This window comes from Eubacterium segne (genome assembly GCF_014287775.1).
Taxonomy (GTDB): Bacteria; Bacillota; Clostridia; order Lachnospirales; family Lachnospiraceae; genus Eubacterium_G; species Eubacterium_G segne.
Genome location: NZ_JACOOZ010000003.1, coordinates 174,408 through 188,411 on the forward strand (window position 1 = coordinate 174,408; position 14,004 = coordinate 188,411).

The window sequence follows — 14,004 nt, forward strand, 5'->3', positions numbered from 1 at the left end:
AAAAAATATGGGTTATCCTATAAGTAATTTAAGAACAGATTTTCAAGACATTAACGCTGATAATTACCAGATAATTAAGACCTATGAAGATAAATTAACATCTGCTATGACAACCGGAGATTTTAGTGAGGTTTCAAATTATGTAAAACAAAATGGTGATGTAATTTTTAAAGTTGTTACCGATGCTAATTGGAAAAGAGACATCACAAATTATGTATTGGATTTAAAAAATTATACAGTTACAACCAAGAATCAGATAATGTTTTGTGACTCTAATATATCAACAGAAGATTTTAAAAAAATAGATGCTATATTAAGAACAAACGATGTTGTTGTATATTTAAAAAATACAGAACCGACAGAAATTGATAAAATAGATGTTAAACAGGAAAACGGTAGTTATTTAACTATTTTTACCAATATGTCTACGAAAAACAACGTGTATTATTATGAGATTTCAGATAATGACATAGCTGAAATTGGTGAAAGTAATAAGTTTAGTTATTATGTATATGGTACGGGTGGTACAGGAAGTATTGTAATTCGTACTAAAACCACGTTCGGTGCTAATTCATATTACTATGAGTTTAATGATATAAATACTGTGGATGAATTAAAAGATGGCGATGTGTTCATAATTAAAACATTAAACACCGGAGATAAAAATATTGGTTTCTTCAAAATTGGAGAGCAGTTTTTTGCAACAAATCATAACGATGTAAATTATATAACTTCAGCAGTTACATCATACAAAACATATATATATGTATATGATTCTAAGGCTTTGTCATTATCTGCAACCTATGGAGATGCAGGTTATATCGTATATGATAGTGATGGAACGGAATTAAGCGTTCTGCCCAATGGGTTTCAAAATATTTCATCTTCTGCAAAAGATGTTGTTTATGCTTATAAAAATATTGTAAATACAGGTGTTGGTGATGATCAGGTTTATTTAATGAGTAAAACTGTAGAGGATACATTGCATGAGATTTTGGGGGATATTCTATTTAAAGTCGGTTCAAAATATACAACATGGAATTCTGCTAATTTAATAGGATATAACAATATTCTAACTGAAAATTCTGATTTTCCAATTCAGTATAAAAAGAAAAACAATTGGCTGTGTATTCGTGGTCAAATCAATATTAATTTAAAAAAAGTATCAACTCAATCTTCTTTGTTCCAATCTGTTAATAGTATGGTTACAAGTAGTGGGTCTTTTAATACATGGTTAAAATTATTTGATTTACCAATTGGTTATAGACCAAGTAAAAATACTCCTACTGTTTGCATGGGAACAGGTAGATCTTGTTATGTTGTATATGTCACTACAGACGGTGGTGTGTATCTTGGGCGTAGACAAGACAACTTATCTGGTGGACAAGTATATAACTTTCCAATAGATTTACAAATACCTCTGGATGTTTAAAAGGAGGAACAAATGAACGAAGATGTTTTAAATTTTTTAACTGATTCTGCTAATTCCATCCGTGAACAATTAGGCGAATCCGAAAAATATTATTTGAAGGATTTTGCCAATTTAATAAAAAAAATCCCAAAAGGAATTATAGTCATAGATGGGAATGAACCTATAAAAAACCGAATTAAAGATAGGGTTTATTTTGTTAGATATAAAGATACCGAAGGATATAGTTATAAATTTGAAGACTATTTAGGTAATGAATTATCTTTATCTTGTGTCAAAAACATATTAACAAAATATAAAGATAATACTCTTTACATTGCAGCTTCTAATTCTAACATATACGAAAAGCGGTATGCTGATTACGTTTGTACCGGAACAAACGATGAAAAAATCATACAGAAAGCTATTGATGAATTATATGCATTGGGTGGTGGTACAGTTAAGTTATCTTCTGGCATATTCAATATTGGAAGTTTTACATTATCATCAGATGGAATATATAGAGCAATAACTCTACCATCAGGTGATAAGAGATATACAATTGACATCGTTGGTCAGAGTCAGATGACGGGCGAAAAAGATAGTTCTTCTATATATGGTACAAGACTTTTTGTTTCACAGGATGCGTTAAATAGTATTGACACATCAAAACAGTATGAAGTAATTTCTGCTCTTCCTTCTACCAATAGTCCAAATAATGTAATTCATTTAACAGAATTTGAAGTTAGGCTTGCTACTAATCAAAAACCTGTTGTGTGTATTGATTTATTTAACTTTGGAAGAGCCAGATTGGATAGAATTAAGTGTATTGCATATACAAACACAAATGCTAGTTTAACTAAAGCAGTTAAAGGCTGTATCGGTATTAGAATGCTTAATGGAAGTAATAACGGACAGGAAAATAACTTTAATTCTTGTGGTTGTTCTGGATTCTATGAAGCTTTTCAGATTGGCGGCGAACACGTTGTTATGAATAACTGTTCGGCAATAAAAAATGTATATGGTTATACTTTCGGCAATTACACATATCAGAGAGCATTTAATCATGCTATTACATTAATTAACTGTTGTGATGAAAGAGACGTGAATCTCCCGTATTTTCATTCAAATACTGGAACACAGCGAATTAATTTAATTGATTTTTGTATTGAAAGATATGCTTCTGCCACTCCTGGTGGGGTGCTAGGTAATCTTGCAAAAGAATCTAAAAATGGAATGTTTAGTGGCGATATTTCATTTACTGTTATGGATGATTCGGCTACTAATGTAGTAAATATTCCATTTTTTGAAAAAGGAAATGGAAAGAATTTTAAGGTAAGAAACTCAATTCATGCATTATCAGGAACAACTAAATTAAGAGAAAGTTATGCAGCTAATCAGGGACAAACATATTATGATACAGATTTAAAATGTTTAATGTATTATCTTAATGATGAATGGGTTAAAATTGCTGGAAATTCTTCAAGTGAAGAAAATGATGAAATATTAGACATTAAATCATTAAATTGTATAAAAGGTGGATTGAGAACGACCGATGGTTCAGAAATTGATTCTAATTATTATGTACGTTCAGAATATATCTCATATGATGATGACTGCTATTACACAATTACGTGTCCTATTGGGAAATGTGTTTATTGCTTTCTTTATGACGAAAATAAAAAATATGTAAGTTATTCGAAGAAGCAGGAAGGTACATATGTATATAGAGTGCCTAGAGGAAGTTATATACGGTTTTTATTTAAGTACACGGATAGCACTTATTCATCAGGAACAATTATTACTTCTCCTTCTGATTTTCTCGCAGATTATATTATCACAAGAACAGAAAAAGAATTAGATATTAATACTAATGATAATATTTATTTCTACGTTGATGGAGATGACGGAAGTCGTGTTCCTTGTGTTCTTAGACTCCCATCTACATATAAATCAAGTGGTAAAGCTACACAGTTGGTAATGTGTGCTCACGGTGCAGGTGGAACTATTGTTCCATCAACAGATACAAATCAGCTAACCACTTGGTTAGGATATGTTGATAATGGATATGCTATATTTGATGTTCATGGTGCTTCTGCTACTATGTCAAAACATTGGGGAAATGAAGAAACCATTCATGTATATTATAGAGCATATAGATACATTGTCGAGAATTATAACATTGATGAAACTATGATAATCAGTGGTAAGTCAATGGGTGGACTAACTGCGATTAACTTTGCGAGTTATTATCCAAATGTGTGTCGTTGTATTGCTGTATTATATCCGGTAACTGATTTATATAATCAGATTAACATCAACAAGGAAATGATTAGTAATGGTAATACTTCAAGTATGTTAAAAGCGTATGGAATAACATCATGGACGGATGAAAACACTTTGCCTGAGAAGATGATTGGTTTTAATCCGCTACATTCTCGTGTGGTTGCAGCTAATAAGATTTTACTAAATATTCCAATCAAAATTTGGCACGGGAATGCAGATACGTATGTTGATTATAACAAAACAGTTGACTTTGTTACTGCAATTAAAAATGCAGGTGGTCATGCAGAGTGTGTTCTTAAAGACGGAATCTATCACGGAAATTACGATAAAAACAAAACACCTTTATCCGAAACTAATGCAACTGGTGTTGTTTATGATAACTATTGGAAAACAGAGGTTGTAGAAAAGGAATTAATACCGTGGGTTGAGAATTTTAAGGGTACGAAGAAAAATACAAATAAAACAATTCGTGTTAATGGTTCAAATGATTTACAACCCACTGCAAATAATAATCATTGGAAAAACAAGAAATGGTATGCTTATGGCACAAGTTTAACAGATATTGACAATGTTGGGCAGTATTGTAAAACAGTTAGAGATTTGAGTGGATTAACATTAACAAACAAAGGTAAATCTGGTGGTGGAATTTGTGCTAACACATTAATTAAAGATGCTGTGATGAACACCACAGATGGAAAGACTTCTGCTGACTTAATCACATTGGAAGTCGGTGCAAACGACACTTCTGCTATTCTTGGAACAATATATGATACAAGCGATAACACATTCTGCGGAGCATTAAATCAATGTATCAGATACCTTCAGAAAAATACAAACGCACAAATAGTTGTTATTTCTTCAACAAATAGTCGTTATAAATCTGGTGATAAAACAGTTGAGTTTACACCTGAAAAAACTTTTGCTAGTGATAATCATACAAAATATGACCAATGGAAAGCTATTAAAGAGGTATGTGCTATTAATAGTGTTCCATACATAGCCATGGGTGAAGAGGCAGGACTGGGATATGCAAGAATGATTGCGTCTGATAAATACAATATTGATAACATACATCATACTGCTCTCGCCGGCAAGAATCTTGGTGAATTTGTATGGAGTAAATTAAAAGATATTCCTTTGTGGTTAAGTGAATTAAGCACTACTACATTAAAGATTACAACTCAGCCGACAGATGTTATAGGGAAAAGTGGTGACTCTATTAGTTATACAGTTGTAGCAACTGGAATAGGTCTTACATATCAATGGCAAGTAAAATCAGATGTTAGTGCTGAGTGGAAAGATACTTCTATAGCAGGTAGCACTCTTTCTACTTTATCATTTACTGTTCCAAATAATTATACTAATAGATACTATAGGTGTGTGATTAGTGACAGTAATGGTAATACCTTAATTTCTAATGCAGTAAAATTGATTTTACATCCACTTAAAATCACAACTCAGCCGACAGATACTTCTGCCGCAATTGGTGATTCTGTTATATTTACAGTTGTTACTGAAGGAAATAATCTTTCATATCAATGGCAAGTAAGTTCATCTAATGGTGCAAAATGGGGTGATACTGCCTTAGATGGAAACAAAACAGCAACATTAACTGTTTCACCTGTTGCAACGGTGCATAATGGAAGATTGTACAGATGTGTTGTTACAGACACATTGTTTGGAGATACGGTTATTTCAAACGCAGCAAAATTCACTGTAATTAATACAAGTCCAATTAAAATCACAAACCAGCCAACAGATGTAGATTCGGCTGTAGGAAACTCTGTTTCATTTAGTGTTATAGCAGAGGGTGATGGCTTAACATATCAGTGGCAATTAAGTAAAGATGGTGGCACAACTTGGGGAAATACTTCTGTAAATGGAAATACAAGTAAATTCATTAATTTTGCTGTTCCAAATGCAGATTATAATGGAAGAATGTTCAGATGTGTAATTACTGATGCAAGTGGAAATACATTAGCATCAAATTCAGCGACACTTACACTTAATGGTGTTCCTGATGTTACGATTACTTCTCAACCACAAGATATTTCAGCTAAGGTTGGTGACACAATAAATATCTCGGTTGTAGCAAAATCAAGTAAGAGTAACAAATTAACATATCAATGGCAGGTATCTAGTACAGGAACAATATGGAGCAATACAACTGTTACAGGATATAATACTTCTGCTCTTAATTTTGCTATTCCTAATGCAAATTACAATGGAAGGCAGTATAGATGCCTTGTAACAGACGGTAATGGTAGTTGGGCATTGTCAGATGCTATGACGCTTACTGTAACTGAATAATTTTGAGGGAGTGGGCTAGTCTCACTCCTTTTATTTTAAGGAGAATGAAAATGAACGAACAATTAATTTTTAGAGCAAATTCTAAAGTCCTTGGTGCTTGCAATCATGTTAGAATTTTTAAGGGCGAAAAGAATGTTGACTATTTAGAGATATTGATTCCACAGACTTATGGTGGAATTAACTTAAGTGAATGTGATTGTGCGTTGACATATATTATGCCTGATGGAAATGAAAATAATCTTTTAATTAACGATTGTTTACAAGATTATTTATATAAAGAATTATTAGTGTATCAAATTAATATAGATGAACGTTTTACTTCTGTTTCTGGCGAAATTATATTATATCTTACATTCACTAATAATTCTAACAATGATAACGATGTTGTTTTAAAAACCTCTACTGCTATTATTCATATAAACGAACATCCATCTGGTAATCACAATACTACAGAAGAACAAAAAGATTTAATTGCTGAGATACTATTAAGAAGCAAAAAAGCTTTAGATACAGCTAAATCTATTGAAGAACGTGCAAACAATGGTGATTTTGACGGAAAACAAGGCGAACAGGGTATTCAAGGTGAAAAAGGGGAAAATGGTGAAAATGGTTATTCTCCCACTGTTTCAATAACGGATATTGAAAATGGACACAAGGTTGTAATTCAAGATAAAGAAGGAGAAAAATCTTTTGATGTCTTTAATGGAAAAATTGGCAAGGATGGTTATACTCCTGTAAAAAATGTCGACTACTTTGATGGAGAAAAAGGTGATACTGGTGCTGATGGTAAATCGGCATTTGAATTATATCAACAAGCTTATCCTGAGTTTACAGGTACATATATTGAATGGCTTGAATCACTTAAAGGTGAGCCGGGAAAACAAGGAGAAAAGGGTTCTGATGGAAAGGATTATGTTTTAACTGAGCAAGATAAGGAAGATATTTCTTTTTTAACAATTGACGATACTCTAGAATCATCGACAAACAAAACTTACTCAATTAATAAAATTAAAAATGAATTAGAGTTTATGTTTGTTACACAAGATGAATTAAATGAAATATTAAATTCTACTTCTCCTATTATGACCCAAGACGAACTTGTTAATAGCTTGGTTGACAATTATGTGAATGGAGGTGGAGCCAATGACTAGTATATGGGAAATAGAATCTTTAGTAAATCTAAAAAATAAGTTAAAAAATATTCTAATCAGCAGAAAAGTTGATGTATCTGATGACGATAATATGTCTACTTTAGTAAATAAAGTTAATGATGTAAGGGATAATGTGGAGTTAGAAGGATTATTAACTGGCAATCTTACTGAATTTAAAAGCGAAAGTTTAACAGAATTAAGAAGTTATGCATTTTGCAGTTGTAGTAAATTGACTAAAATTGATATTCCTAACTGTACAAATATTGCAACTCAGTGTTTTAGTTCAGACTTAAACCTTGAAAAAATAGAAATATTGAAATCAGGGTCGATGAATGGAACAAGTACTTTTTATAATTGTACTATGTTGAAAAAGGTCATATTACCCTTGTTTGTCTCCAGCAGTGCTTCATCAACGTTTCAAAACTGTGGAAAATTAGAGTTAATAGATATTAATACAATAACATTAAGTTTTCAACCTTTTTCTGGTTGCAATAATTTAAAGACATTAATATATCGAAGAACCTCTGGAGTAAATTCAATAAGCTCTATATCATTACTCCCAAGTATTTTCCCAAAATACGGCTATCTTTATGTACCAGAGTCTTTACTTGAATCATATAAAAAAGCAACCAATTGGGTAACGATTGCTGACCGAATAATCAAATTAGAAGGAACAATATATGAGGATATGTATTGGTGCAATAAAGATATGATGTTTATATTGGTTGATTCTATAGAATTTGAAATTCCAAAAGATACTACCGTTCTTCAATATAAGAATACTTATCAGATAGAACATTTATATTCAGATGGAATAGAATTAGCAGATGATAAATTATTACACGATTATATAAGCACTACAATAACAACGGAGGTGGAATGATGATAATTGTTGAAAACAAAATAACCAACGGAAAAGAATTTATTCACACATATTCCGATAAAGGAATGAAAATCAAACGTGAAAATGTTCTATATGACGAAGCGTACGACCCTATAGAATTTTCTGAAGAGAGAATTTATGAAGAAACAGATATAGTAATTGGTGAAGATATTGAAGATGTTTAGTAATAGGTGGTGTTAATTATGAATTTGGAATTAAAAAAAATTATTTCTCAATTGTGGAGTACATGTAAATATACTTTCCCTATCATTAATGATACTGCTAAATCAGATAAAAATGTATATTCATCTAATAAAACAGAAGAAATAATTGAAGAAAAACTAAATAATAGCAATATTTCTATTGAAAGCGTATTTGATGAGGATAGCACAAACGCTGTTGCTAATAATATTCTTTTAAATTTTTTTAAAACTGGTTCACTTAGTATGAAAGAACTTGTTAATGGAGATATTACACTAAATCCCACTTGGGAATTTGGAGCTTTAAATGAAAAGGGAGAAAATAACGATACAAGTACCAGAATAAGAACTAGAGACTATATTGAAATTGATGATAATCCTATTACAATTTCTGCACTAACATCATCAGTTGGATTTGCCTATTGTCTTTATAATTCAAATAAAGAACTTTCAGGTGGTCAAACATCTAAATATCAAACAGATTCTGTAACTATAGAATCAAGTGATACAATAAAATATATAAGAGTATGGTCAAATACAATTAACGTTAATAAAGCCACTGAATTAATTTCAATTGTTAAAAATATTAAAACTGATGAAAAAGTAATTGTTAATAAGAAATTAATGTATAATAAAGAAGAAATTGATAATATGGATATTAGTAGTTATTGGAAGGATAAAACACTTATATTTACAGGCGATAGCATCCCACATGGACAAACAATGCAGGGTAATGTTGATAAGCCTTATCCAAATATTGTTGCAGAAAAATTAGGAATGAAATTAATTAATTATTCCATTGGTGGAAGTACGTTCGCGTGTAAAAAAGATTATGGTGGATGTTTTGCTAATGGAACTGAATTTAATAATGCCACTAAAGACACTTCAAAAATTTATGATATTATAATTGGTCAATCTTATAATACATATAAATATGATAGTGAAAATAATAAATGGATAGCTGCTAAAATTGGAGATTCCAGAACACCTTTAAGTGAAAGAATTAAACTTATGTCAGATGGAGATTTAATTATTTACGCAGGTGGAACAAATGATTTTCAATATAATTGGACTGAAATAGGAACAATGACAGATAGAACGAATAATACATTTTATGGTGCATTACATAATACATGTTTAGCTTTGTTAGAAAAATATAAAGGAAAACAAATAATATTTTGTACTCCTATAAAACGTTGTCAAAGTCCTTATACATCAATAGAAAGTAAAAATAACCATGGTTTAACCCTTAAAGATTATGGAAATATAATTAAAGAAGTTTGTGATTATTATTCAATACCAATAATTGATTTATACAGCATCAGCGGACTCAATCCGCACATCCAAAGCCAATCAAGTTATTTTGATAATTATAAAACCCATCCGTTACAAGAAGGACATAATATTTTAGGAGGTATTATAGCAAGTGCTATTCAAGGGATAAGAAGCATTTAAAATTAAATATTAACTAACTTAGAGAGCAGTCATATACTGCTCTCTTTTATTTTGTAAATGTAAAAAGGAGGAAAAATTAATGGCTAAGAAAAACGCAAAAGATTTAGTAAAGTATGTAAAAACTAAAATCGGAAATCCTTATTTATATGGATTCAAGCAGAATTACAATTGGAATAAGAAATGCACAAATGCTGATTATGACAGGCTTAAAAACGCTTATGGTTCAATGGTTTGGAATTCAGACATAAAATGTGTTGGTAAATATCCGTGTGACTGTTCTGGGCTTATTTCAGCCTTTACAGGTATTATCAGAGGCTCAAGTGAGTATAAGTCTACCGCAACAAAAACGCTACCTATTAAGGATATTACAAAAGCACAGCCGGGTTGTTTGTTATGGAAACAGGGACACATTGGTGTGTTAATTTCAGTTGGTAAGAAATCAGATGGTTCAGACAGTTACTATATTGCTGAAGATGGTTCAGCTTATGGTTGTCAGAAACGCCCTGTATCATGGCAGAAATGGGAATATATATTATGGAGTTGTGATTTAGTATATAATAAGATTACTAGTTCTTCTACTGCTAAACCTACAACATCAAAGACGAACACTAAGGTTGAGTATTATAAAAAGTATACAGGTAAATCACTTAGTTTAACAGAAGCCTTAAATAGTTTGGGTATTAATAATAGTTTTCGTTATAGGGCTAAAATCGCTAAGGCTAATGGTATTAATAGGTTATATTTAGGAACTGTAAAGCAGAATACTAAATTATTCAAATTACTTAAAAAGGGAAAACTTATTAAAGTTAAATAGGATATAAAACAAGGGACACTAGATTAATTTCTGGTGTCCCTATTTTTTACGATTTTTCTGGTTCTACAATTTGATATATGGTATCAGATATTGTAACTTTATGTCCATCTAAAATTCTTTTAATTTGTTCTTGTGTAGCGATACCATATAAACAATTCCAAAAATGTCTTTCATGTTGTCGAATATTATTAATCAAATATATCATACATTCTCCTTACTAAAAGCATTATTTAAAACAATATTGCCATTTTTATTTATTGTATCTGTATAATGATTTGTGTATATCTCAATTGTTGTCTGTAGATTTTTATGTCCTAACCTCTCCTTAATATACATAAAACTAGCTCCATTTTCGTACAATATTGTTCCATGAGTGTGTCTTAAACTATGTGTATCGTACTGAGGAAAATGTAACTGTTTATGAATTATAGAGGACGTATGTTGTGTTGTTCTTGCACTGATATATGAGCCATCTTCTCGTCTACAAATAAAATCAACTTCATAAGGTGACTTTTCTTGAGATACTTTATTCATTGGTAATATATCATCAGTTTTAGCATATGTCATTTTATTTTCACTATAATAACGATTGTAATATTTATCAAAATATTCTCTTGCTTTTAGCTGTTTGTCGCGTTCTTTTTTCAAAGTTTTTAATATCGCTTCATCAAGTTCTATCGTTCTAAAAGAATTATATTTAGGCTTAGAGAAATACCAATATCCATTAGATTTAGATGTGCCATTAGTTTTCTTTTTCTCTTCTTCCGATCTTGTTTCGCCAGCTTCCCATTGAACTTGCCTATTAACTGAGAGTGTTTTATTTTCGAAATCAATGTCTTCCCATACAAGTCCATATATCTCTCCCAGGCGTAATCCTGTATGATAGCCAATCATAATAGGAATATAAGCTGATGAACCTTCTGGGAATCTTTCAAATATTTTTTGCATGACTTCTTGAGGAATATATACATGTTTCTTACTTCTCGTTGCTTTCTTTGGTTGTTTCTTTGTTGGAACTACTAAATTTATTGCAGGTGTTGATATGATATAATGTCTGTCTAAAGCATAAGTAAATGATTTTGTTAATAATCCTTTAACTGAGTTCACTGTATTGATTGAGTAGCCTTCATCATACATTTTGGTAATGAAATCTTGTAATGTATCTTTTGTAATAGTTTTTAGCTTATATGAGCCGATTTCAGGTTTGATATATAATCTAATCTTTTTCTCATATCCTACAAGCGTAGAAGATTTGCAAGTGAGTTTACAGTCTTTCTCTAACCACATATCTAGGAAATCAGCATATGACATATCTGAAGGTTCAACAGCTTGTCCCACATGTTCATATGCTTGCTGTGCTATCTTACCAGCTTCTCTAGCTTCTCTTTTTGTAGCAAAGCCTGATTTAGTCTTCCATTGACGTTTGCCATCTATAGAAGCAACTTCAAACCGATATTCATATACTACTTTACCACTGTTACGAGTTCTTGCTTTAATTAACACATCACCCATAGTTATACTCCTTTCAAGAACGGATGTTCCTTTTATTAGGAGTATAACATACCTCGTCCACATTTTCAATATTGTTTTCTCGTCCACATTTTAAATTTATGTGGACGAGATGTGGACATTTCAATATTATTTTCGTCCACATGCACTTTTATAAAAAATAAGAGAGTCTTCGGATTTCTCCAAAGACTCTCCAAAAGTCTATAAAATCAAGCTTTTTATTTAGAACTTACCAGCCTTTGCAGCTTCTTCAACGGAAACAGCAACAGCAACTGTAGCACCAACCATTGGGTTGTTACCCATTCCGATAAGTCCCATCATTTCAACGTGAGCCGGAACTGATGAAGAACCTGCGAACTGAGCATCTGAATGCATACGTCCTAATGTATCTGTCATACCATATGAAGCAGGACCTGCAGCCATGTTATCCGGATGAAGTGTACGTCCTGTACCACCACCTGATGCTACTGAGAAGTACTTCTTACCCTGTTCGATACATTCTTTCTTGTATGTACCTGCTACAGGATGCTGGAATCTTGTTGGGTTAGTTGAGTTACCTGTAATAGAAACACCAACATTTTCATGATGCATAATTGCAACACCTTCCTGAACATCATCAGCACCATAACATTTAACTGTTGCACGAAGACCTGTTGAATATGGCTTTTCGTATACAATGTTTAATTTTGCTTCTTTATAATCATACTTTGTTTCAACATATGTGAAACCGTTAATTCTTGAAATAATCTGTGCAGCATCTTTTCCAAGACCATTTAAGATAACTCTTAAAGGTTTCTGACGTACTTTGTTAGCCTTTTCAGCGATACCAATAGCACCTTCAGCTGCAGCGAATGATTCGTGTCCTGCAAGGAATGCGAAACATTCTGTTTCTTCTTCAAGTAACATCTTTCCTAAGTTACCATGTCCTAAACCAACTTTTCTATGGTCAGCAACAGAACCCGGAATACAGAAAGCCTGAAGACCTTCACCGATTGCAGCAGCAGCGTCAGCAGCTCTTCTACAACCTTTCTTAATAGCAATAGCTGCACCTACTGTGTAAGCCCAGCATGCATTTTCAAAACAAATTGGCTGAATTTTCTTAACCTGATCATAAACATCTAATCCAGCGTCCTTTGTAATCTTTTCAGCTTCTTCAATAGAAGCAATACCATAACTATTTAAAATAGAATTAATCTTGTCAATTCTTCTTTCATATGATTCAAATAATGCCATTGTTGTTACCTCCTATTCCTTTCTTGGGTCGATAATCTTAACAGCGTCATCAACACGACCGTACTGACCTTTTGATTTTTCCCAAGCTGTTGTAGGATCATCACCTTTTTTGATAAAGTCTGTCATCTTTCCTAAGTTAACAAACTGGTAACCAATAACTTCATTATCAGCATCAAGAGCGATACCTGTTACATAGCCTTCAGCCATTTCAAGATATCTAACACCTTTTGCCTTTGTAGCATACATAGTACCTACCTGTGAACGAAGACCTTTTCCTAAATCTTCAAGTCCGGCACCTACTACAAGACCGTCATCTGAGAAAGCACTCTGTGTTCTACCATATACAATCTGTAAGAATAATTCTCTCATAGCTGTGTTGATAGCATCACAAACTAAGTCAGTATTTAAAGCTTCAAGAATTGTTTTTCCCTGAAGAACTTCAGCTGCCATAGCTGCTGAATGTGTCATACCTGAACATCCGATTGTTTCGATTAATGCTTCTTCAATGATACCTTCTTTAACATTTAATGTAAGCTTACAAGCACCCTGCTGTGGAGCACACCAGCCAACACCATGTGTAAAACCTGAAATATCTTTGATTTCTTTTGAGTAAACCCATTTTCCTTCTTCAGGAATTGGAGCCGGCTCATGTTTTGCGCCCTTAGCTACAGGACACATCATTTCAACTTCTTTTGAATAAATCATTTGAATAAATACTCCTTTCGAAATATGTGATAAAATCGTGGGTCAAAGCT

At 32.1% G+C, this 14,004-nt stretch carries 10 protein-coding genes; 7 read left to right on the top strand and 3 right to left on the bottom strand.

The genetic code is table 11. The features are described 5' to 3' along the window. Positions 1-7: 7 nt before the first annotated feature. The 7 genes from H8S00_RS05515 (at position 8) to H8S00_RS05545 (ending at position 10,507) form a co-directional block, all read left to right on the top strand. Positions 8-1,432: a hypothetical protein gene (locus H8S00_RS05515; RefSeq protein ID WP_186840222.1), complete on the top strand. Its 1,425-nt coding sequence runs from the start codon at positions 8-10 to the stop codon at positions 1,430-1,432. Positions 1,433-1,444: 12 nt separating this feature from the next. Beyond that, on the top strand, positions 1,445-6,004 hold the full coding sequence (locus H8S00_RS05520) for an SGNH/GDSL hydrolase family protein (RefSeq protein WP_186840223.1): 4,560 nt from the start codon (positions 1,445-1,447) through the stop codon (positions 6,002-6,004). Positions 6,005-6,054: 50 nt separating this feature from the next. Next, positions 6,055-7,155: a hypothetical protein gene (locus tag H8S00_RS05525; RefSeq protein WP_186840224.1), complete on the top strand. Its 1,101-nt coding sequence runs from the start codon at positions 6,055-6,057 to the stop codon at positions 7,153-7,155. After that, a complete protein-coding gene (locus H8S00_RS05530; protein WP_186840225.1) occupies positions 7,148-8,038 on the top strand; it encodes a leucine-rich repeat domain-containing protein in 891 nt (296 codons plus the stop codon). The genes H8S00_RS05525 and H8S00_RS05530 overlap by 8 nt, the downstream gene beginning before the upstream one ends. Beyond that, positions 8,035-8,223 carry a hypothetical protein gene (locus tag H8S00_RS05535; RefSeq protein ID WP_186840226.1) on the top strand — a complete coding sequence of 63 codons (189 nt, stop codon included), beginning with the start codon at positions 8,035-8,037 and terminating at the stop codon, positions 8,221-8,223. The genes H8S00_RS05530 and H8S00_RS05535 overlap by 4 nt, the downstream gene beginning before the upstream one ends. 18 nt (positions 8,224-8,241) lie before the next feature. Further along, positions 8,242-9,693, top strand: a complete 1,452-nt coding sequence (locus H8S00_RS05540) for an SGNH/GDSL hydrolase family protein (protein WP_186840227.1) — start codon at positions 8,242-8,244, stop codon at positions 9,691-9,693. Positions 9,694-9,772: 79 nt separating this feature from the next. Beyond that, positions 9,773-10,507, top strand: a complete 735-nt coding sequence (locus H8S00_RS05545) for a hypothetical protein (protein WP_186840228.1) — start codon at positions 9,773-9,775, stop codon at positions 10,505-10,507. 201 nt (positions 10,508-10,708) lie between these two features. On the opposite strand, the gene H8S00_RS05550 is transcribed toward H8S00_RS05545, so the two are convergent. The 3 genes from H8S00_RS05550 to H8S00_RS05560 all read right to left on the bottom strand — a co-directional run bounded on the left by H8S00_RS05550 (position 10,709) and on the right by H8S00_RS05560 (position 13,954). Next, positions 10,709-12,019, bottom strand: coding sequence for a tyrosine-type recombinase/integrase (locus H8S00_RS05550; RefSeq protein WP_186840229.1), 1,311 nt, complete (start codon positions 12,017-12,019; stop codon positions 10,709-10,711). Between the two features lie 219 nt (positions 12,020-12,238). Beyond that, a complete protein-coding gene (locus H8S00_RS05555) occupies positions 12,239-13,249 on the bottom strand; it encodes a GGGtGRT protein (RefSeq protein WP_186840230.1) in 1,011 nt (336 codons plus the stop codon). 12 nt (positions 13,250-13,261) lie between these two features. Further along, complete coding sequence (locus H8S00_RS05560) at positions 13,262-13,954, bottom strand: iron-sulfur cluster assembly scaffold protein (protein WP_021952912.1); 693 nt, start codon at positions 13,952-13,954, stop codon at positions 13,262-13,264. Between the last annotated feature and the right edge of the window lie 50 nt (positions 13,955-14,004).